This window comes from Paenibacillus sp. VT-400 (assembly GCF_001029205.1).
Classification (GTDB): Bacteria; Bacillota; Bacilli; order Paenibacillales; family Paenibacillaceae; genus Paenibacillus; species Paenibacillus amylolyticus.
The window spans coordinates 402,102-423,398 of sequence record NZ_LELF01000047.1; the positions used below are offsets into that span (position 1 = coordinate 402,102).

Sequence of the window (21,297 nt, forward strand, 5' to 3'; positions counted from 1 at the left end):
AATTCAAAAAGTTGTTCTGCCAAAGGATGGAATTTCAAATGAATCCACTAACCTTGTATTTTTCCTTATAGTGGGTATATATTTTGTCTCCTACAGGAAGAATAACCCTGTAAATCATGCATCATTTTCCACCAGTAAATATCATTTATAACATATGTTTAGTTAAAAAGTACAAATACCCACACCAAGAAATATTCATTTCATTTCTTTTATTTAAAATCCATTGCTGCGTTCACTGCACGCTTCCAGCCTGTATACAGTTCTGTCCGTTGTTCCTCAGCCATAACAGGCTGGAAGACACGCTCCGTATTTTCATGATCCGTCAATTCATCCGCACTCGTCCAATATCCAACCGCCAATCCTGCCAGATAAGCCGCACCCAATGCAGTCGTTTCATTCACCGTTGGGCGTTCGACAGGAATGCCCAGAATATCACTCTGGAACTGCATGAGAAAATCATTGGCCGCCGCTCCTCCATCCACACGCAGAGCATGCACGGGAATACCCGAGTCGGATTCCATTGCCTCCAGTACATCTTTGGTCTGATACGCCAACGCCTCAAGCGTAGCACGGATAAAGTGTTCCTTTGTCGTGCCTCGTGTCAGGCCAAACACCGCACCCTTAACCTCACTATCCCAATACGGACTGCCCAGTCCCACAAATGCAGGTACCATATAAACGCCGTCTGTCGAAGGCACACGTGAGGCGTAATCCTCACTATCTTTTGAAGAGCGAAGCATTCTTAATCCATCACGCAGCCACTGAACCGCTGAACCCGCAACAAAAATGCTGCCTTCGAGCGCATATTCAACCTTGCCATTCATCCCCCAGGCAATCGTTGTAATCAGTCCGTGATTGGATTGTACCGGGTTCTCTCCCGTGTTCATAAGCATGAAACAACCGGTACCATATGTATTTTTCATACTACCCTTGGTGTAACAGCCCTGACCAAACATCGCTGCCTGTTGATCTCCTGCCGCTCCCGCAATCGGAATCCGATGACCGAAGAAATGATAGTCTGTTGTGTGTGCATACACCTCGGACGAACCCCGTACCTCTGGCAACATGGCCTTAGGAATGTCGAGGATATCCAACAATTCGTCATCCCATTGCAGATCATAGATGTTATAGATCAGAGTACGTGAGGCATTGGATATATCCGTGACATGTGTACCCCCGCTCAGTTTCCAGATCAGCCAGCTATCAATCGTGCCAAACAGCAGTTCACCCTTCTCTGCCCGCTCCCGGGCACCAGGGACATGATCCAGAATCCACTTCACCTTTGTTCCCGAGAAGTAGGGATCGATCAGTAATCCTGTTTTACGGCGGAAAAGGTCCCCGAGACCCTGTGTCTTCAGTTCTTCACAGATATCCGCGGTCTGTCTGGATTGCCATACCACTGCATTATAGATGGGTCTGCCTGTTTCTTTGTCCCATACCACAACGGTCTCACGTTGATTCGTAATTCCAATTCCGGCAATCTGAACAGGTTTGATTCCGCTCTCTGCCAGACATGAAGCCATCACGGCAAGAATGGAACTCCAGATTTCGTTGGCATTCTGCTCTACCCAGCCCGGTTTGGGGAAATATTGAGGGAATTCCTGCTGTGCAATGTGCACAATCTCCCCGCCACGGTTAAATAGAATAGCTCGGGAGCTTGTTGTTCCCTGATCCAGAGCCAATATATATTTTTCCATACAGCCAACCTCCTGTTGTGGGTTCTTTTTAAGGTGTAAGCGATTTCTCGAAGTGTCGGATCAGATCTGCGTTGGATGTGGTCACTGCCGTAGCCCCGACGCCAAGCGCAAGTTCAACCTCTTCCGGTGAACGGATCAATCCCCCTGCAATAATGGGTATCCCTGTACGCGCAGATACTTCCGCAATAATATGCGGAATGACGCCAGGTAATACTTCAATATAATCCGGTTGGGTTTTGGCCAGCAGCAGATAACTTTTCTCCAGTGCATGGGTATCGAGCAGAAAAATACGTTGAATCGCTGTAATGCCTTTCTGCTTTGCCTTCTGAATGACACTCGCTCGCGTAGAGATCAGTCCTGCCGGGCGAATATGCTGACACAGATACTCTGCCGCATACTCATCATTCTTCAATCCTTGGACCAAATCTGCATGCAAAAGTATCTTTTTATCATACCGCCGCGCCTCGTTCATTACACTCTGAAGCTGTGCAATATGGGTTTCCAGCATCACCCCATAGGTATAAGGGCCTTCAATCATCGCTTCAAACTGCTTCATGCTCTTTGCAGCCGGCAATATACGTTGTCCCTCAAATGGCACCTTGGTTCCTCCCGCATTCATCAGATGACTATATTGTATAATCCGCACTGCGGGAACGGCAAGCCATTCCGTGAATCAGGAAAACCTGATCGCTACCCTATCATCCATAGCAAAAAGCCGCTGCTGTACTTCTCCATAACGGAGAGTACTACAACGACTAATCCACTAATCGATTACGTCTATTAATAATGATTAAGCCTGCGCATGTGGAAGCAGCGTCTCTGCCCCAGCCCATCCATCACTTTCTGCCAAGTGACCGGAACGATTCACTTTCGTTTGCAGGTACTTCTCGTTGAAAGCAGAGCGATCTCCCCATAGTGGCACACGTCCGCCCACATTCAATCCCGCTTCCTGCAAAGCAGCCAGCTTCCGTGGATTGTTGGTGATCAATGTAACCGGTGCGGAGCGAAGCGCACGCAATACGGCAATCGCATCGTCATAATTGCGGGCATCGTCTGTGAATCCGAGCTGCAAGTTTGCATCTACCGTATCCAGACCTTCTTCTTGCAAAATGTACGCCATGGCTTTGCTGAACAGACCAATGCCACGTCCCTCATGGTTCGCAAGATAGAACAGTGCACCCGCTCCATGAGCGGCAATCATTTTCATGGATTGCTCCAATTGGAAGCCGCAATCACAGCGTTTGCTGCCAAAGATGTCGCCTGTATGACAGATGCTATGCATCCGAATCAGCGCTTCTTGTGCTTCAGCAAAGTCACCATACACCAGAACACTGGATTGTTGGCGCTCTGCCAGTTCAGCCTCAGCAAGAGATTCGATTAACTCGCCGCTCTCCATCGCTTTGTCAGATTTCATCCAGCTATACCACTGGAATGTCTTGGTCTCCCCATCGAGGTTTACCGGGAGTTTTATTGGTCCCACCAGGTATATGAACTCTTTTCCACTCGGAAAAGTCTGAATTTTGGGGGCAAGCAGTTGAATAATATGTGAATTGATCATTGTCGTTCCTCCTGTTTAGGCCAACTTGTATGTTGATTGATTCGCATCCAGCGTGAAATTGGATCACTTGGATGTTATATAGTACGTATCTATATTATTCTCATCATCATTAGTTACTTTATGTAAGTTAGTTTAGAATAAAAATTATAATGTGTCAAGTAACTTTTATTTTTAAAGTAACTACCCAATTTATGTTACGCAATCGACACAAATATGTGTTTCATTTTAGGAATATTGGGTATGAGTTTATAAACTGCTCATACACTAATGTTGTAGTCCAAAGCACTTCATGCCTCGAACTTAATGATGAGGGGGTAATGCACATGATCCGCCGGAAAAGAACATGCTGGACAGCCATACTGATGGTCTGCGTCCTGCTCATAAGCGGATGCTCCATCTGGCCCGGACAGGACGATTCAGCGAACAACAAAAAGGTAGCGCTTACATTATGGTACTGGAATCGTTCCATTGATGATAAGTTGATTGCCAGGGCTAAGGAAAAGTTCCCCAATATCGAACTGACAGCTCAGAAAATCGGCGGTGATTTCAAAGCAAAACTCAAAACAACACTCGCTGCACGCTCAGGTGAACCAGACATTGTGGCATTGAACGACTGGATCATGGAGCTATTCCCCAGTGAGGACCGTTTCTATAATCTGTATGATCTCGGTGCAGGAGATATTGAAGACCAATATCTGCCGTGGAAATGGAAGCAAGGCGTTACGCCAAGCGGACAGATGATCGGTTTCCCGATGGATACGGGCCCAACAGCCCTCTTCTACCGAGAAGATCTGTTCAAGGAGGCCGGATTGCCATCTGATCCCGAAGACGTTACACGCCAGATCAACAGTTGGGATGCATATGCTGCTGCCGGAGAACAGCTCAAGGAAAAATTCGGAGGCAAGGTTTTTCTAACCGACAATATTGCAACCGTTTACAATCAAGTCATATCGCAGTCTGCGGAGCGTTATTTCCGGCCGGACGGCTCCTTTATCGGCATGGATTCCCCTATTGTGGGCAAGAGCTGGGATACGGCCGTTGCTTTCAAAGAGAAGGGACTGCTAGCCAATGCAGATGGCTGGACTCCAAGCTGGAACGCCGCGATGAATAATGGCGAAATCGCCTCTTTCGTGGGCGCTGTCTGGATGAAACAAGTTCTTCAGGAAGCCGCTCCGGATACATCCGGGAAGTGGCGGGTCGCTCGGGCACCAGGGGGAGATGGCAACAACGGAGGATCATTCCTGTCCATCCTGAAGTCGAGTGAACATCCTCAGGAAGCCTTTGAACTGGTTCGCTGGCTGCAAAGTCCCGAAAATCAACTGGAGCAATATCAGACATTGAATCTGTTCCCTTCTGCACCAGGTGTGTTTGATGATCCTGCCATGAAAGAAAAAGAACCTTTCTTCGGTGGACAGGCGACAGGGCCTGTATTTGCCGAATCGGCACAGGATGTGCCGGATGCTTTCTTTGGCGAAAGATATCCATCCGTACACAACATTATCACCCGGCGGCTCAATGATGTCGCGAAGCAAAATGCCGATCCACAGCAGGTCTGGACAGATACGGTACACCGCGTCGAGCGGGAATTGCAGCGTTAACCTGAACAACGTGTGGTTTCGTTATCCGCAAAGGAGGAATTCATATGGCTGTAACTGAACCTCGTCTTACTCCCGATCCCGGAAATGCAAGACCTGATCTGGATCGGCAGAAGTCACTGTGGGCCAGAATGTGGGAGCATCGTGCACTCTATGTTGCGATATCGCCGTTTTACATTCTGTTTGCGGTATTTGGGCTGTTCCCGATCGGATTCTCACTCTATCTGGCTTTTCATAAATGGGATGGCATCGGTGTCATGACGTTTAACGGACTCAACAATTTCAAATACATGCTGACCGATGCCGAGTTTTGGCAAGCCGTGGGCAACACGTTCATGATCTGGATCTATTCGACGATTCCGATGCTCTTCTTCGCCCTGATTATTGCCTTTTTGCTGCATGCACCATTTGTGAAGTTCCGTACCCTGTTTCGGGTCGGTTATTTTCTGCCAAACGTCACATCCATTGTAGCGGTAGCCATTATCTTCGGTGCTTTATTTGCCAACAATTATGGCTTTCTCAATTATCTGTTGCAGTCGGTTGGGCTACCTGTTGTGGAGTGGCTTAATGCACCATGGGGCATTAAAGTCGCAATCTCCTCCATGGTGGTCTGGCGCTGGACCGGATATAACGCCGTCATCTATCTGGCCGGACTTCAGAGTATTCCGCAGACATTATACGAAGCGGCCAAGATTGATGGCGCATCAGCGATACAGTCCTTTTTCCGAATTACAATTCCGATGCTGCGTCCTGTGATCCTTTTCACGGTCATTACGTCAACGATCGGCGGTATGCAGCTGTTCACTGAGCCTCAAGTATTGGTAGGTAATGATGGCGGCGCTGGTGCAGCAGGCATGACGATTGTATTGTACCTCTACCGCGAATCCTTCATTAACAATTACTTCGGATATGGCGCTGCCGTTGGTTGGGGCATGTTCCTCATTATCGCCCTGTTCTCGATTGTGAACTGGAAGCTTGTTCAAGGCAAATCATCCTGATGTGATAAGGGGGAGCGCACATGGCGACCAAACACCTCAAATCGCTGGTGTTGTATACCGGTCTTATCGGGGGCATGCTCATATCCATGTTCCCGTTCTATTGGCTGATTGTAATGTCTACCCGGACAACGTCCGATATCTACAAGTTTCCACCCCAGCTCTGGTTCGGGGGCGAATTGTGGAATAATATTACGCGGGTGTTACAGCAGATTGACTTCTGGGGAGCTTTTCTGAATACGTTGTTTGTGTCGGGCTTAGTCACGATCCTGGTGCTGTTTTTTGACTCACTGGCGGGATTTGCGTTTGCGAAGTTTGAATTTCCCGGCAAAAAGTGGCTCTTCATCCTGCTCCTCGCGACCATGATGGTACCTTCCCAGCTGTCGCTGGTGCCTTCCTTCGTGCTCATGGCTACGTTCGGCTGGGTCGGTTCCTTCAAAGCTCTCATTATTCCGGGCATGGTGAACGCCTTCGGTATCTTCTGGATTCGCCAGTATGCCACAGAGTCGATTCCGAACGATCTGCTGGATGCGGGCCGCATCGACGGCTGTAATTTCTTCCGACTCTATTGGAACGTAGCGCTGCCAATTCTGCGACCTGCCTTTGCTTTCCTCGGCGCGTTCACCTTTATCGGCGTATGGAATGATTATCTGTGGCCTTTGATCGTCCTGACGGATGAACGCAAGTATACGTTGCAGATTGCGTTGTCTCAATTAAACGGACTATATAACACAGACTATGCCATGGTTATCGCTGGTACGTTGCTTGCCGTCATTCCACTCATCGTTATGTTCCTGTTCATCAGCCGTCAGTTTATTTCGGATATTGCCGCAGGAGCAGTGAAGGACTAAGATTGTGGCATTTTGATCCATCCCTCAAGTCTGATATTCTTATCTATAGATGAAATAACAGATGCCATATAAGTTGGATGAATAGCGCCACGTGCACGAAGGGGACAGAAAGGGCCTGAAGAAATGGAATGTTCGCATTTATAACCAAATTTCTCCCTTTGAAGAGGGAATCAAGAAATTTGGGGATAACGGCGATCGGAAGGCTTTCTGTACCCGAAGTGTTAACGTGTAACAGCATTCATTTCACTTATATATTTAAGAAAGAGGGATGACAAAATGGCTTCTTCACCCTATATGATCGGCGTAGATATCGGCACGACCTCCACCAAGGCCGTCTTGTTCGAACAGAACGGAACCATTGTGGCTCAAGGCAGTGCAGACTATCCGCTATACACCCCCACACCTGCGATTGCGGAGCAGGATGCGGAAGATATTTTCAAAGCAGTCATCGAGTCCGTTAAACAGGCCACTTCCAAAGCGGGAGTGAAGCCAGAGGAGATCCTGTTTGTATCGTTCAGTTCGGCCATGCACAGCATTCTGCCAGTCGATCAACACGGCAAACCGCTGATGCGGGCCATGACATGGGCAGATAATCGCAGTGCCGAGTGGACGGAAGTACTCAAATCCGAGATGAATGGTCACGAAATATACCTGAGAACAGGTACGCCGATTCATCCGATGTCCCCTCTCACCAAGATCATGTGGCTCACCCGGGATCAGCCTGAATTGTTCAGACAGACGCACAAATTCATATCCATGAAAGAATATGTTTTCTATAAATTATTTTCTGAATACGTCATTGATCACTCCATGGCCTCCGCCACCGGACTCATGAATCTGGAGAAACTCGACTGGGATGCAGAAGCACTGCATGTGGCGGGCATCACGCCGGAACACTTGTCCCGATTGGTCCCAACCACACATGTGCTGAAACATGGGTTGCACCCGGAGTACGCCAAGGAGATGGGCATTGCGGTCACCACACCATTTGTCATCGGTGCAAGTGATGGTGTGCTCTCCAATCTGGGCGTGAACGCCATTGATCCGGGCGTCGTGGCCGTGACCATTGGTACCAGTGGAGCGATTCGTACAGTCGTAGATAAACCGGTGACCGATCCCAAAGGACGTTTCTTCTGTTATGCGCTCACGGAGGATGCCTGGGTCATTGGCGGACCGGTGAACAATGGCGGTGTTATTTTCCGCTGGATTCGGGACGAGTTTGCAGCTTCCGAGGTGGAGACTGCGAAACGACTTGGCATCGATCCATATGAAGTGCTCACTCGTGTCGCGGAAAATGTACCTCCGGGTTCGGAAGGTCTCTTGTTCCATCCGTATATGACAGGTGAGCGGGCTCCGCTCTGGAATCCCAATGCACGGGGTTCGTTTTTCGGCCTGACGCTGCATCATAAGAAAGAACATATGATTCGCGCCGCGCTCGAAGGTGTGTTGTTTAACCTGTACACGGTCATGCTGGCAATCGAAGAAAAGATTGGCCGTCCGAAAAAAATTCAGGCGACAGGCGGCTTCGCCCGCTCTGAGTTGTGGCGCCAGATGATGGCCGATATTTTCGATCAGGATGTCATCATCCCCGAAAGTATTGAAAGCTCCTGTCTCGGCGCAGCCGTACTGGGCTTGTACGCTCTTGGCCGCATCGATTCCCTGAGTGCCGTCTCCGGCATGATCGGATCAACGCATCGTCACCAGCCTGACCCGGACAGTGTCCGCGTCTACCGGGAGCTGCTCCCGATCTTCATCCGCATCTCCCGTAAGTTTGAAGAAGAGTATGCGGATATCGCTGCCTTTCAGAATAAGACGATGCAAGAGTAGAGAAGGCGTGGGATGGCATGCAAGATAACCGGAGGATGGGGCGGTTTAGGTTCTGAGAGTTGAAGATTTGAGGGTTACTAGCCTAAGATGTTACACGTAGGAGGGTCAAATCGTTGAACATGGAATAGCTAACGAATCGTAGACGTCTTATATGATGTTTATAGCATGTTTTCGAATCTAACGAACCTGAGACACCTTATATCGGATTTTAGCTTTGAAAAACTGCCTGAAAGTGAGAATGAACGGAAATAACGTCTCTACGGTTCGTTAGAATCTGAATTATGCCGATTTTCGGCCAATAGCGCGTCTCAGGTTCGTTAGAATTGACAGACCATTGTCACCATGCAGAAAGTCACCATCTCCTAAGCTGCGTCTGGCTCAGAATAACCTAAGGCTCTAGCGACTACGTCTTATGCACGTTCATGAGGACCGTCCGCCATGTTTAAAACATGTGGGAGGGTCTTTTTCATGAACAGATTTTTATGTACAGATCTTCATGTACAGTTTTTGTGTACCAATTTCCCTGTAGAAACTGTGCTATCAGAGTGATGAAGCCCTCGTCCCCAGCGCCTTTAAAATCACCTAAATATGCGAACAAAAAAAGCCCCACAGCTTGAAAGACTGCGGAGCTTCGTTTCCTAACGTTTCATTATTACCATTTATACTCCGCTATTACTGATTATACTTGCTAAACGCATTCTGGTCGGCCTGTACATTCTCCAGATACACAATCTGTCCCGCATCATTTACACGTGCGATATCGATGCCTGCTTTGGCATATACCGTTCCGTCTGCCGCTTGTCCGCATACCGCCCAGTTCGTTTGGTAACTGCCGTCGGGCTGTTGCACCCACGCATCCCACATATGTTTTACATCCTTATTGTATTCGTAGAAAGCTTTCATAAAACCATCGAATCCTGTTCGGCTGGTGCCGTTAAGCACAATCTCTGCGTCCGGTGTAAACAGGGACAATAAGTCCTGCATGGCGCGCTCGTCTGTACGTGAAGCATCAAATAAACGGAAATAGTTGTTCAACAGTGTAGTGGTACTCATAGTACTCATTTATATTCCTCCTAGAATAAAAAGCCGTTTTCCAATCTTTCAGTTCGAATATTTTCGAACTAATTGAAAAGAAATGTATCATACTTCTTATACTGCCTGCAAGAAATATATAAGTTGAGACCGACTTTTACACTAACACGGAGAGTGCAGAACCAATCTGAAGAAGCGAAGCGTTCGCCTTTATCACCGGATTTTTCCCTTGGACCAAGGGAATAAAGAAAATCTGGGGATAAGAGCGATCGAAAGATGGTACTGCAATCGGAGTAAACAAGTGTAATAGTTACAAGTTCAACTTCTATAGTTCGAAATATTTCAAACATTGAAAGGTGTGGCCGAATATGCTAACGTCATAGATATGAGAACTCCAACGATACCTATGGCTTCGGAATTGAAGCTGACCACGGTCTGCAATGCATTGGGCGATCCGATCCGCATGAAAATTGCACACTGTCTGGCCAGTTCTGGCGAGAAAAACTGCTCCGCCTTCGAAGTTGACCATATTTCCAAATCCACGTTGTCCCATCACATCAAAATTTTACGTGAAGCTGGCGTGATCCAGCCACGCATTGAAGGTAAACAGCACTTTTATTCCCTACGAAAGGAAGAATTAAACGTACGTTTTCCAGGCCTCGTCGACATGATTCTGAATACAAACGAGGAATACGTAAATTAAAGTAAGCAGGTCTAAGATTGAAGAATCACAATGATCATAATCGCAATTCCCATAAAGGAGGCTAACCAATGGACAAAAAGGCAGCAAAGATACTGCTGAGCACCTTCTGGGGAGGTGGTGGCTGGAAAACAACCTCTCTACCCTTCTCCGGGGAGGAATTTGAATATGCCAAAAGCAAAGGTGTCATGTTCGATCCACTCACGATCACGCATGACGAGATTGTCCAGCGTCTATACGACATGCATCAGGATGACTCGTTTAAGGAACGGGTGATTTCGGCATTTCTACATAGTCTGTCCACCAAAAAAGTCTATCTGCGAAGCGCATTATCCAGCTGGGCTTTAACATCGAACATGCCTTTACACACCTATGCGGAGCGCCCTGCCCTTCACCCTAACACCAGTGCCTGTGGAGATTGTAACTTCCTGCGTTTGCAGTCAGACAAGGAATATTCCAATGTAGACTTAAACGTCCTTAATTTTGAACGGATTAAGTGGGGCGGCGTGCGTCACGGCTGGCTTATCTATTGCCTGATGGATCTGGAATTACTGCTTCAGGACAACGATGCAAACTATGAAGTAACCCCTGAAGACCAAGCCATCCTGGTCAACCTGCTTGAAGCAGCTCAGACGGAAGACCCCAAGGACAGTGCTCGCTCACTTGAGAAAAAGTGGAAGGATCTCTTCCCTTCCAGCAAACAGGAGCGGGATGCCCTGCTGGAAATCTGGGCGGCAGCCGGCATACTGGCTCCTGGAGATAAACCGAGAAAACGCAAAGGTGGTTCCAGCGATTTTGTCTTTGCAGCAACCTGGCAAGGTGATGATGGCTATCATGCAGAAGCCGTAAAACATTATTTCTGCTCCTATCTTCCTCAAATACAATAAAACCTGAACTTTTGCTCACCTTTGCGTACGTCTGGTTACAATAATGACATCGACAGATTTCCTGTTTAACTCGTATAATAAGGGGAAATTGGTAGATGGGAGTGAAACAAGCGAGTTTATGGTATACATACTGGCTTTTATAGTGTCTTTTGCTGTCGTGGTTCTGCTTATTCCACCGCTTGGTCGATTGGCTCACCGGCTCGATTTTGTGGACAAGCCTCGGGAAGATGTGGAGCGTAAGCTACACAGGCAACCTATCCCGCTCACGGCGAGTTACGCGATATTTACTGGATTTTTCCTGACATACATTGCTCTTACGAAAGAAATCACATGGGAAACAGCGGCTCTGGTTGCTGGTGGTATGCTTCTGCTAACGATTGGTACCGTCGACGACTGGTACAAAACAAAAGGCAAAGATTTTCCTGCCCTGCCCAAAATGCTCGTACAGGTCTCTGCGGCAGTACTCGTATTTGCTTCTGGCATTGCGTTTACCGGATTCGTGAATCCCTTCAACGCGGAATATGTCATGCTTCCAATCTGGCTGCAATTCATTCTCACGATCCTGTGGATCTTCGGGGTGACAACAGTCATCAACTTCTCGGACGGCATGGATGGACTGGCTGGCGGGTTATCGGCCATCTCGGCAATTACCCTGTTCATCGTGGCGCTTGCCAAAGGTCAAAGTGATTCCGCACTCATGTCGATCATTCTGGTCGGTGTAACGATTGGTTATCTGAAGTACAACAAAGCTCCTGCCAAAGTGTTCATGGGTGATGCAGGCGCTACGTTCCTTGGCTTCATTCTGGCGGTTATCGCTCTGGATGGTGCATTCAAACAAGCAACCATGTTGTCCATCTTCATTCCGATTCTGGCGCTGGGTGTACCGATCTTCGACAACATATTTGTCGTTATCAAACGTTTCATTCAAGGTAAAGCGATCTATCAGGCCGATGCAAGTCAAGCTCATTATCGGTTGCTGCGTGCCGGATTGAATCAAAATCAGGTGGTGGGTGTGCTGTATCTAGTCAGCACATGTCTGTGTCTATCCTCCATTATTCTGATGTTAGTGGAGTTATAAAACCAAAATAACGATGAAAATAATAGAAGCCACCTTCATTGCGTTGAGGGTGGCTTTCTTATGATGTTTTTTTGGGTCGCTTGCCTTTTTTTCTTTTCAGTTAAAGCGGAGTGATTCTAACTTACGATTTAACAGCCCCTGCCATAGCACCTCCAACAATGAAACGTTGCAAAGCAACGTACAGGACAACCAGTGGCAAGGTAACAATCAGAATGCCACACGCGAGCAGCGGCCAGTTGTTCATGTACTGTCCATAAAATGTAAAGAGTCCTTTGGTTACCGGCTGATAATTTGGATCAGATAAATAAATGGTCGGCCCGATAATATCGTTCCATACACCAATCGCGGTAAGAATAATACCTGTTGCCAGGATTGGTTTCATTAACGGAACAAGGATGGTGAACAGATAACGTGTATATCCACTTCCGTCCATGGCCGCCGCCTCATCCAGTTCACGCGATATTGATTTGATATAACCCACAAACATGAGAAAGGCAATACCCGTACCTGTCGTCTTCAATAAGATGTACCCGATTTGGGTGTTGTAAAGACCCAGATTATTGATCAGGGAAAACTGCGGAATGAGCGGGTTGGGAAGGTACATGGAAATCAGAAAGAAAATATAAATGATTGTGCTGAATTTAACATATCTGCGTGCGAGCGGGAATGCAGCAAATATAGATAAAATCAACGTCAGCAGGGTGGACATCCCTGTATAGAGCACACTGTTCCACATATACTGAGAGAAGTTCCCTTTGTTCCATGCTTCGGAAAAGTTCTCAAGCCGGATCCCTTCAGTAAGAGCTACAGGATCGAGCAGATACTCTGTCTGTGTCTTCATGGATACATTGAACAGATAGAATAGAGGGAAAACGTACAACGCAAGCATGAGCAGAACGATAACGTAGCTGACCATTCTGGACGTTTGGCTCTGTTTCATTACGCTTCCACCTCTCTTCTGCGAAGGTAAAATAAAGCGACCATCGATATGGTAAATACAAAGAGGAACTGAATCATCGCCACAGCAGAAGCCAAACCGTAATCAGCCGTTCCTGTGCCAAATGCCGTAGCATAAACATCAAACGCAAGCGTCGTTGTATTGAACTTGCCGCCTGTAAGTACATAGATAATATCAAAGGTTTGCAATGCCCCTATGATAGACAAGAGCATGTTAACGGTGAATGCAGGAGCAATCATGGGGAATGTAATGTTTGTAAATGCTTTCCACCCCGAAGCACCATCCATGTAACCCGCCTCATACAGATCGCTCGGAATAGACTGCAGACCTGCAAGAAAAATCGTCATGGAGTAACCCATGTACATCCAGATTTGAACAAAAATAATCAATTCGAAGGCGATATTATAATCGCCAAAAAAGTTGGAGCTGGTACCCAAGAAATTCAGAAAGGACTGGGCTGGTCCGCCCAGCGGATTTGCAACGAGTTGCCAAATGAGTCCAGACACAGTAACCCCCAGCACCACTGGCAAAAAGAATACCGCGCGATATAATTTATCGCCTCTAAGCTTTTTATTGATCAAAATCGCTATAAACAAACCCACTGCATTTTGTATGATCACAACAGCAAACGCAAAGTATAAGGATCGCCCAATAGCATCCATCCGGTCTCCAGCATTGGATGCACCAAAAAATGTTTTATAGTTTTCAAAGCCGATAAAGCTCCATTCCTGGCCCCGAACACCAGTAGCATCTGTAAACGAAAACAGTATCGTCACAAGTGATGGACCGAAGCCAAACACGACATAAAGTAACAACGGAATGCTCAAATACAGATAAGGAATAAGTCTTGCCTTACCTTTCCCAAACGGATACATCGTCCTCACACCTTTCATGGGGTAAAACTAAGACATAAGAAAACCGGAATAACAGCCTTGTCTGGCCTGAAGGCTCAGACCCGAGCGCTATTCCGGCGCATGCGGCCAACTTGTGCCATGAATATGAATGATTATGAATTACTTTGGAGCAGCAGCATCCCAGTCCGCTTGGGATTTACCTGCAAGCTCTTCCGGTGTTGCAATCGGTCCGGCCGGCTTGAGCATCTCTGCGTGAACGCTGGCCTCCGAAATGTACTGTCCTACATTCTGACGGTTAATGAACAACTGATCCCAAGAAAGTTTAAAGTCCTCCAGGTAAGGCTGAATGCCTTGGATAAACTCACTTGTCATCTCCACATCAGGCTGTGTAGGCAGGAAGCCGGCTGCATTCACAAATTCCGTGTAGTTCTCTTTCTCCGATAACATATCAAGCCATTTCATTGCGTAATCCTTGTTCGGTGAGTTATCCACCACCATCCAGGTCATATCGTATTTACCCGCCAGATTTTTGTTCTTGGCTGCATCATTGCTACCTGGAGTTGGGAAATATCCAAACTTCAGATCAGGGTTGGCCGTTTGAATTGTTGTTGCATCCCAAGTGCCGTCAGCAATCATAGCCACCTTGCCTGTAGCGAACAAACTGGGCAATGTTCCGTAGTCAATACCCATGAAACCAGGCATTGCATTGTTCATCAGATCCTGAGATTTCTGCAAGACTTCAAGTTGAACCGGATCAGTCAGCTTGGTTTCACCAGTCCATAGACCTTTGATATAAGCAAGCTGATCTTCATGAATAGAGGCCTGAAGCCCTTGCACCGCAAGACCTATTGGCCATACATCTTTACCCGCCAGACCCAGCGCTTCGACACCATTGTCTTTGAACACTTTGATAACATGTTGCAATTCATCCCAGGTTGTAGGGATTTCCAGATTATATTTTGCGAAGAGTTCCTTATTGTAAAACAGTCCTGTGAATGCCACCTTGCCCATGTTTACACCGTACACCTTATCGTTATACGTCATTGCGTTCTGTACATCCGCTTCATTGTAGTTTTTGATAAAAGATTGATCCGACAGATCACTGATTAACCCGGCATCGATCCATTGCTTCCACATCGGATCAGCAGCACCACTGGACCATTCCTGCGGAGCGCCTACAAAGCTTGATTTGAGTGGAATGATATCTACGTCCCCATTACTTCCGGCGTTCATCCGTGTTTGCATCAACTGATCGTATGTCGCGTCTGCCGGAACCGTAGTATATTCCACCTTTACGTCCGGATATTTCGCTTCAAATTTCGTATTAAACTCTTTGATGTAGTTGTTAATATTCTCTTGCTGCCAGTGAATGATCTTCAAGGTAACTTTTTTGCTGCTGTCTGTAGCCTGAGTTCCTTCTGATTCCGAAGAGCTGCTACTACAAGCGGCGAGCACACATAATAAAGCGGTTACAAGTAGAATGGCTAAAGTCATTTTCTTCATTTTCGTTGTCCCCCATATTTTTGAATTAAATCTACGAAATTAGTTTCGTTAATTTCACCCTTATTATGACTTCAGATCTTTATTTTGTAAATAGTCATTTTGTTTTTTTGATTTCCATGCTGCAACCCGCTTGATAAAAGCTTTATTTATTGCTGTATACGTTGAAATCAAGGTAACCTTTACGATAGTTACGAAAGTTACGAAACACAGCACATGACATAATTTCATTTACAGCCCCAGATAACCCGGTATTCCTTTAAATGGACTCAAAATCTGTAAAACAATTAAGATTATGAGCTAAAATTCGTCCTTATTTTCGCGACAAACCTCCTTGATCACTTCAAACCTATGGATGCATATCATTTCAAGTGTGAAACCCTCTCTCTGCTGTTGACTCTCCGGTCTATGTAGCATAGAATACTTGCAAGAAAGCGAAAAAACCGATACAGCCCCAGTTTACGAAACCAGTTTAGGAATCCGAGGGATGTTTATGAATATCAAAACGATAGCGAGTTTAGCCGGCGTATCTGTAGCCACGGTGTCCAAGATTATCAATAACTATCCAGATATTAGCGAGGAAACGCGCCAGCGTGTGCTTAAAATTATGGAAGAGACAGGCTATCGTCCATCTTCTTCAGCCAAAACACTGGCAACCAAAAAATCCAGCCTCGTTGGCGTTGTGTTTGCAGGGAAGCTGAACGTGGATTTCAGTCACCCTTTCTTCGTACAGGTTATCAATGCGTTTAAGAAACAAATTGGCTTGCTTGGATACGATCTACTCTTCTTCTCGAATGAGAAGTTTCTGGATCAGGGTGAGGACTACTTGGCGAGATCCAAGTATTTTCAAGTGGATGGCTGTATTATTATTGCGGGGGATGAGGTCGAGAGCAGCATATTCGACCTGGATGCCAGCCTGATTCCTTGTATAGGAATAGATATCGAGCTAACAGGACAAAGCTCCTGTTACATCATGTCCGATAACGATAAGATCTCAACCAAAGTTGTAGAACAATTTTATATGAACGGTTATCGAGATGTTGGTTTTATCGGGCTGGAGCGCGCCTCTCTTGTGATGCAACAGAGAGAGATGGCTTTCAAACGTTCACTAAATCAGTTTAGTCTTGATGAAAAGCCCGAGTGGGTTGTATACAGCAAAGATTATGCCGCAGCGGATGGATACGAAGCGGCCAAGAAAATGCTCGCCTGCAAGACTCTGCCACGTGCCGTGTTTGCAGCCACAGATCTACTTGCCTTTGGAGCTATTCGCGCCTTTAAGGAAGTGGGGTTACGCATTCCAGAAGATATAGCTGTGGCAGGTTGTGACGACATCGAGGCCTGCCGTTATACCGATCCACCGCTCACAACTGTCAAGCAGGATACGGACAAAATTGGACGCCTTGCTGCCATGATTCTGTTTGATCTGATGAACAAACAAATGGATAATCGTTGCATTAAAGTAGAGCCGGAACTGGTTGTACGTCAATCCTGTGGCACAGCCATGCTGCTGGCACAGGAAATCTGAGCGTTAAGCCTTTGGGACTGGCTGCTGCAGATCAATTCACATCATAGACATAGCGATTTTTAATACTATATAAATTGAACTAAACATTTACACGAGAACGTAAAGGACAGAAATAACCTGAAGAAGCGGAGCGTTCGCCTTTATCACCAGATTTTCTCCTTTGTAAAGCCGAATATAAAAAATCTGGGGATAACAGCGATCAGAAGGTTGTTCTGTCATCGGAGTGGCAAGTGTAAATATTCTTTAGTTCAATTTATATAGTCCACACCAGGAAGCGAAAAGGGGATGTCCCATAAGTCATGAATATGACAGGGGACATCCCTTGTTTGTGTTATTTTGTTTTTAATAAACTTGAGACACGCTATTCGCTTCCATTTGCCGAGAAAGTTCCTGCTATCTGGAAGCGGCAGCAGGCAGCTTGCCCTCTACTGTCTGCAAGTCAGACCACCCCGGCCGATCAAGTTCAATGAGACGGCGGTATCGCTCTTCCCCAGCCAGCAATTGTTCGTGAGAACCCTGCATGGCAATCTTTCCATTTTCCATAAAAATAAGTTCATCCATCTGTTCCGCACCAATCAGGTGATGGGTCACCCAGATCATCGTCTTGCCTTGCAAGCTATCCAGAATGGTGCGCATCAACTCTCGTTCCGTCAACGGATCAAGCCCTACGGTTGGTTCATCCAATATAATAACAGGTGTCTCCCGAAGCAGTACCCGGGCCAGAGCGATCCGTTGCCTTTCCCCACCGGAGAAACGCAGGCCCGTCTCCAGCATTGGCGTATCATATCCCTGCGGCAAAGATTCGATTAGACCGGATAACCCTACTTGGGCGGCCACCTGACGAATCTCCTCATCCGTTGCATGTGGACGACCAATCCGCAAATTATTGGCTACCGTGGTGTCGAACAGGTGTGGGCTCTGATTCAGTACTGCGATGACATCAGTGACACTCTCACCCAAGGTCTGCACAGGCATATTATTGATCAGAACTTTCCCCGCAGACGGAAGTAATGCCCCCTGAATCAGCTTCAACAAGGTTGATTTGCCGCCGCCGCTTCGTCCAAGAATAGCTAATCGTTTGCCTTGTGGCAGATGAAGGGATACCTCCTGTACGGCGTAGGAATCATCCGCTGCATAACGATAACTTACGAGATTAATCTCGATGTCTGCTCTGAGTTTGGGTGGAATACGAAGACGAATTCGTCTGTCCGGGATAACATTCGCAGCTGGCAAGGACTCCGATGTCTGTCCGGCCATCACGTTGCCGTTTTTTACTACAGAGATCGATTCGCCCGTTCCATCCGCATCACCAACTCCATTCTGCAACGGAAGATACCCTTTCCCTTCGAGCTGTTTCAAGCGATCCAGCGATTCTCGATACTGGGGAAGATGCTCCACCGCATCCCCTACAGGCAGAATTGATTCCGTGAGCGGAAATAATACCAATACAAAAGCAGCAATCATCACGGCAGGCAATTGCCCGATAGAAGCGGCATTTCCGGCCCATAACGTAACCGATACCACCAGCAGGCCAATGACAGACTGAGCCATCAGATCACGCCAGCGTGTCCAGCGCCGCAACTTGCGACGAATCGCGTCGACCTGTTCCTCCGCTTCTTCCTGCTGCTGAACAAATTCGGCCGCTCGTCCACTTGCAAGCCAATCTCCCAGTCCAAGTACACCGTCGGTCAGACGGGTATACAACCTGCTGTTTTCCTTTTTCAGCCGTACACGCCATTTCCAAGTCACTTTCAGGGAGATCGCAGGTAACACGGCAACGAGAAATAACATATACAAACCCATCCACACCGCAAATCCCAGATCAACACTGCCAAAGGCAATCACAGCCCCACCGTACATCACGAGCGCGGTAACGGCGGGGAAGACTGTACGCAGATAGATATCCTGCAGCCGCTCCACATCATCGGCGAGTGCTCCAAGTACATCCCCGGTCTGCATACGAGAACGCAGGAACAGGGCCTGCGGCTCCAGAATGCGATATAGCTTCACCCGCTGATCGGCCAACGCCCGCAGTACGGCATCATGTCCTGCCAATCGCTCGATATATCGAAACACGGCGCGGAATATCCCAAATGCACGTACACCAACAATAGGTACATACACCATCAAAATATTTTCAGGACGCAGCGCAGACTTGGAGATCAGAAATCCGGAGGTGAACAGCAGCAGTACCGCACACAGTGCAGCGCATGTACCCAGCGCAATAACTGCGATGAATCTCCAGCGGTACTGTGCCACATACGGAGCAATCCAGCTATTTTTTTCTTTTTCGTTACGGACGGTCTCCATATGCTCATATCCGGACTTCATTTTATATCGCCTCCATCTGGGCCTGAATCATCTGATAATATACGCCTTGTCGTGCCAGCAATTCCTGATGTGTTCCCGTCTCTGCCACTGTGCCGCCATCCATGACAATAATTCGATCCATATGCGGCATCCAGTGCAGACGATGGGTAGCCAAAAATACAAGTTTTCCTTCAAACAGCGGCAGCATCGTCTGTTTCAGTTCATACTCTGTTTCCACATCCAGATGTGCTGTCGGTTCATCAAGCAACAGGATGTTTCGTTTACTAAGCAAGGCCCTTGCCAGCGCCACGCGTTGCTCCTGCCCACCACTGAGCTGTCTGCCGCCAGCCCCAATTAGCTCATGCAGCCCACCGGATAACGAAGACAGTAGCTTGGTTAATCCAGCTGCGCTAATGGCCTTGGCCACTTCCGCATCCGAAGCCTCCGGCATGTAAAAACGAACGTTATCAGCCAGACTTCCACTAAAGATATACGGATGCTGCGGGATAGCTGCCGTCTGTTTTTGCCAAGATTCGAGCATATCTGGTGTAACCGGCTGGCCGTTAGCCAGTACTTGACCTGAAGAAGGCAGCTGAAATCCAGCCAATACGTCAATCAACGTGGACTTTCCTGCTCCGCTGGCACCAATAACACCAATTTTGCCAAGACCCGTGATCTGAAATGTGACATCCTTTAGCGAATAAGGACCTTCATCATCATGCCGTACCTGTACATCCGTTAGTGCCAATCTGCTATTCTCATTCCAAGAGAACACCGAGGAAGAGGAAGAAACAAGCTCAGGAGTAGTAGAAGCAGAAGCAGGAGCAAGATGCCCCGCAGCCGCTTTATCATTCAACACGACACGTATGGTCGAAGTAGCGGCTTTCCTTTTACCCAAAGACAATGATGCAGATCCCGTCCCATCCTCTGCCATGTCCACATGCGCAACAACGTTTGCATAAGCTTCTTTCTGTTTCCGTTCAGCAGCTTTCCCCCGTTCAATCACTTGGTTGATAGCCGCTCCAGCTTCCTTACCGTCCAATGTGGCATGATAATCAGCGCCGAGCATACGTACAGGCAGGAAATATTCGGGTGCCAAGATCAGTACCGTCAGCGCAGGGCCAAGCAGCATATGCCCTTCTGTCAGACGTAATCCCAGACCAACTGCTACGGAAGCAACGGACAACATCGTAAAGAAATCGAGTGCAAACGAAGAGAGAAAAGCCATGCGCAGAGTAGACATCGTTGCTTTCCGATACCGCTGACTGACGCGTAGAATGGACCCTTCATGTGTTTTGCTCTGTCCCAATGTTTTTAGCGTTTCCAGCCCCCGCAGGGTATCAACAAAATGGTTAGCGAGTGCTCTGTAGGATCTGAATTGTCCGTCTATCTTACGCTGAGCTGCGAGGCCAATCAGAATCATGAATACGATCAGGATTGGGAGTGTCAGCATCAGAATAACCCCGGACATCAGATCCAGCTTGAACACATACAGCAAAATGACGATGGGTGTGAATCCTATGCCCAGCACGCGAGGAATGAATAGTTCCAGATACGTCTTGTATTGAGCTGTTCCCTCACGTGCCAGTGTGACCAGATGGCCTGTGCCCTCTGTCTTGGCATAACGCGGCCCGAGCCTGAACCACTGCTCCACCATCTGTCTGCGCAGATCAGTCCCTGTCTTCTCCGCATATCGTGAAGTCACGAGTTGTAACCAGAAGGATAGGGCGTAGCGGGCGGCAAAAGCAGCCAGGAACAGCAGCAGTATCGGGTACTGCTCCGTTACGGATGAACCTTCAAACAATGCCGTGATGGCCTGTGCCAGCCATTTGGCTTGCATAATGATCGTCATCGCCTGTAGCAGCACCAGCGCTGATGCCAGCGCAAGTACCGGCCGGATGCCCGGCAGCTTCATTAGCCCCCGTCCCAT

Annotated in this window: 17 protein-coding genes; 8 read left to right on the top strand and 9 right to left on the bottom strand. The window is 47.6% G+C overall.

All coding sequences use genetic code 11. The annotated features are described in order from the left end of the window. Positions 1 to 209 precede the first annotated feature (209 nt). The 3 genes from glpK to EL84_RS04195 all read right to left on the bottom strand — a co-directional run bounded on the left by glpK (position 210) and on the right by EL84_RS04195 (position 3,255). Positions 210 to 1,697: a glycerol kinase GlpK gene (gene glpK, locus EL84_RS04185; RefSeq protein WP_047840824.1), complete on the bottom strand. Its 1,488-nt coding sequence runs from the start codon at positions 1,695 to 1,697 to the stop codon at positions 210 to 212. A 28-nt stretch (positions 1,698 to 1,725) separates the two neighbouring features. Next, the gene (locus tag EL84_RS04190) at positions 1,726 to 2,295 is read right to left on the bottom strand and encodes a glycerol-3-phosphate responsive antiterminator (protein WP_047840825.1); all 570 of its coding nucleotides are present in this window, start codon (positions 2,293 to 2,295) and stop codon (positions 1,726 to 1,728) included. Between the two features lie 192 nt (positions 2,296 to 2,487). Further along, complete coding sequence (locus EL84_RS04195; protein ID WP_047840826.1) at positions 2,488 to 3,255, bottom strand: GTP cyclohydrolase II; 768 nt, start codon at positions 3,253 to 3,255, stop codon at positions 2,488 to 2,490. A 323-nt stretch (positions 3,256 to 3,578) separates the two neighbouring features. On the opposite strand from EL84_RS04195, the gene EL84_RS04200 reads away from it, so the two are divergent. The 4 genes from EL84_RS04200 to gntK all read left to right on the top strand — a co-directional run bounded on the left by EL84_RS04200 (position 3,579) and on the right by gntK (position 8,523). Next, positions 3,579 to 4,853: an ABC transporter substrate-binding protein gene (locus EL84_RS04200; protein ID WP_053061379.1), complete on the top strand. Its 1,275-nt coding sequence runs from the start codon at positions 3,579 to 3,581 to the stop codon at positions 4,851 to 4,853. A gap of 128 nt (positions 4,854 to 4,981) precedes the next feature. Further along, entirely contained in the window at positions 4,982 to 5,848 is an 867-nt protein-coding gene (locus EL84_RS04205) for a carbohydrate ABC transporter permease (RefSeq protein WP_036613110.1), read from the top strand. Positions 5,849 to 5,868: 20 nt separating this feature from the next. Then, positions 5,869 to 6,696 carry a carbohydrate ABC transporter permease gene (locus EL84_RS04210; protein ID WP_036612996.1) on the top strand — a complete coding sequence of 276 codons (828 nt, stop codon included), beginning with the start codon at positions 5,869 to 5,871 and terminating at the stop codon, positions 6,694 to 6,696. A 276-nt stretch (positions 6,697 to 6,972) separates the two neighbouring features. Further along, positions 6,973 to 8,523 carry a gluconokinase gene (gene gntK / locus EL84_RS04215; RefSeq protein ID WP_047840827.1) on the top strand — a complete coding sequence of 517 codons (1,551 nt, stop codon included), beginning with the start codon at positions 6,973 to 6,975 and terminating at the stop codon, positions 8,521 to 8,523. 672 nt (positions 8,524 to 9,195) lie between these two features. Here gntK and EL84_RS04220 read toward each other — a convergent pair. Then, complete coding sequence (locus EL84_RS04220) at positions 9,196 to 9,585, bottom strand: nuclear transport factor 2 family protein (RefSeq protein ID WP_047840828.1); 390 nt, start codon at positions 9,583 to 9,585, stop codon at positions 9,196 to 9,198. Between the two features lie 355 nt (positions 9,586 to 9,940). Here EL84_RS04220 and EL84_RS04225 point away from each other — a divergent pair, with 355 nt between their 5' ends. The 3 genes from EL84_RS04225 (at position 9,941) to EL84_RS04235 (ending at position 12,220) form a co-directional block, all read left to right on the top strand. Further along, on the top strand, positions 9,941 to 10,258 hold the full coding sequence (locus EL84_RS04225) for an ArsR/SmtB family transcription factor (protein WP_047840829.1): 318 nt from the start codon (positions 9,941 to 9,943) through the stop codon (positions 10,256 to 10,258). 68 nt (positions 10,259 to 10,326) lie between these two features. Beyond that, positions 10,327 to 11,142, top strand: coding sequence for a hypothetical protein (locus EL84_RS04230; protein WP_047840830.1), 816 nt, complete (start codon positions 10,327 to 10,329; stop codon positions 11,140 to 11,142). 118 nt (positions 11,143 to 11,260) lie between these two features. After that, complete coding sequence (locus EL84_RS04235) at positions 11,261 to 12,220, top strand: MraY family glycosyltransferase (RefSeq protein ID WP_036613004.1); 960 nt, start codon at positions 11,261 to 11,263, stop codon at positions 12,218 to 12,220. 121 nt (positions 12,221 to 12,341) lie between these two features. Here the strand turns inward: EL84_RS04235 and EL84_RS04240 are convergent, their stop codons facing one another. From EL84_RS04240 to EL84_RS04250, 3 genes are all read right to left on the bottom strand, one after another. Beyond that, positions 12,342 to 13,160, bottom strand: a complete 819-nt coding sequence (locus EL84_RS04240) for a carbohydrate ABC transporter permease (protein ID WP_036667927.1) — start codon at positions 13,158 to 13,160, stop codon at positions 12,342 to 12,344. Beyond that, a complete protein-coding gene (locus EL84_RS04245; protein WP_036613007.1) occupies positions 13,160 to 14,053 on the bottom strand; it encodes a carbohydrate ABC transporter permease in 894 nt (297 codons plus the stop codon). The genes EL84_RS04240 and EL84_RS04245 overlap by 1 nt, the downstream gene beginning before the upstream one ends. A 138-nt stretch (positions 14,054 to 14,191) precedes the next feature. Continuing rightward, positions 14,192 to 15,535 (bottom strand): ABC transporter substrate-binding protein, encoded by a 1,344-nt coding sequence (locus EL84_RS04250; RefSeq protein ID WP_047840831.1) that lies wholly within the window; start codon positions 15,533 to 15,535, stop codon positions 14,192 to 14,194. A 490-nt stretch (positions 15,536 to 16,025) separates the two neighbouring features. Here EL84_RS04250 and EL84_RS04255 point away from each other — a divergent pair, with 490 nt between their 5' ends. Next, positions 16,026 to 17,057 (top strand): LacI family DNA-binding transcriptional regulator, encoded by a 1,032-nt coding sequence (locus EL84_RS04255; protein ID WP_047841064.1) that lies wholly within the window; start codon positions 16,026 to 16,028, stop codon positions 17,055 to 17,057. 393 nt (positions 17,058 to 17,450) lie between these two features. On the opposite strand, the gene cydC is transcribed toward EL84_RS04255, so the two are convergent. Further along, complete coding sequence (cydC, locus tag EL84_RS04260; RefSeq protein ID WP_082218833.1) at positions 17,451 to 19,388, bottom strand: thiol reductant ABC exporter subunit CydC; 1,938 nt, start codon at positions 19,386 to 19,388, stop codon at positions 17,451 to 17,453. Between the two features lies 1 nt (position 19,389). Continuing rightward, positions 19,390 to 21,297, bottom strand: coding sequence for a thiol reductant ABC exporter subunit CydD (cydD, locus tag EL84_RS04265; protein ID WP_047840832.1), 1,908 nt, complete (start codon positions 21,295 to 21,297; stop codon positions 19,390 to 19,392).

Excerpts from the sequence above, each read along its gene's own strand:
- glpK (WP_047840824.1), bottom strand. The coding sequence starts at position 1,697 with ATGGAAAAATATATATTGGCTCTGGATCAGGGAACAACAAGCTCCCGA.
- EL84_RS04195 (WP_047840826.1), bottom strand. The coding sequence starts at position 3,255 with ATGATCAATTCACATATTATTCAACTGCTTGCCCCCAAAATTCAGACT.
- EL84_RS04200 (WP_053061379.1), top strand. The coding sequence starts at position 3,579 with ATGATCCGCCGGAAAAGAACATGCTGGACAGCCATACTGATGGTCTGC.
- EL84_RS04205 (WP_036613110.1), top strand. The coding sequence starts at position 4,982 with ATGTGGGAGCATCGTGCACTCTATGTTGCGATATCGCCGTTTTACATT.
- EL84_RS04210 (WP_036612996.1), top strand. The coding sequence starts at position 5,869 with ATGGCGACCAAACACCTCAAATCGCTGGTGTTGTATACCGGTCTTATC.
- gntK (WP_047840827.1), top strand. The coding sequence starts at position 6,973 with ATGGCTTCTTCACCCTATATGATCGGCGTAGATATCGGCACGACCTCC.
- EL84_RS04220 (WP_047840828.1), bottom strand. The coding sequence starts at position 9,585 with ATGAGTACTATGAGTACCACTACACTGTTGAACAACTATTTCCGTTTA.
- EL84_RS04225 (WP_047840829.1), top strand. The coding sequence starts at position 9,941 with ATGAGAACTCCAACGATACCTATGGCTTCGGAATTGAAGCTGACCACG.
- EL84_RS04230 (WP_047840830.1), top strand. The coding sequence starts at position 10,327 with ATGGACAAAAAGGCAGCAAAGATACTGCTGAGCACCTTCTGGGGAGGT.
- EL84_RS04235 (WP_036613004.1), top strand. The coding sequence starts at position 11,261 with ATGGTATACATACTGGCTTTTATAGTGTCTTTTGCTGTCGTGGTTCTG.
- EL84_RS04240 (WP_036667927.1), bottom strand. The coding sequence starts at position 13,160 with ATGAAACAGAGCCAAACGTCCAGAATGGTCAGCTACGTTATCGTTCTG.
- EL84_RS04245 (WP_036613007.1), bottom strand. The coding sequence starts at position 14,053 with ATGTATCCGTTTGGGAAAGGTAAGGCAAGACTTATTCCTTATCTGTAT.
- EL84_RS04250 (WP_047840831.1), bottom strand. The coding sequence starts at position 15,535 with ATGAAGAAAATGACTTTAGCCATTCTACTTGTAACCGCTTTATTATGT.
- EL84_RS04255 (WP_047841064.1), top strand. The coding sequence starts at position 16,026 with ATGAATATCAAAACGATAGCGAGTTTAGCCGGCGTATCTGTAGCCACG.
- cydC (WP_082218833.1), bottom strand. The coding sequence starts at position 19,388 with ATGAAGTCCGGATATGAGCATATGGAGACCGTCCGTAACGAAAAAGAA.
- cydD (WP_047840832.1), bottom strand. The coding sequence starts at position 21,297 with ATGGGACGGGGGCTAATGAAGCTGCCGGGCATCCGGCCGGTACTTGCG.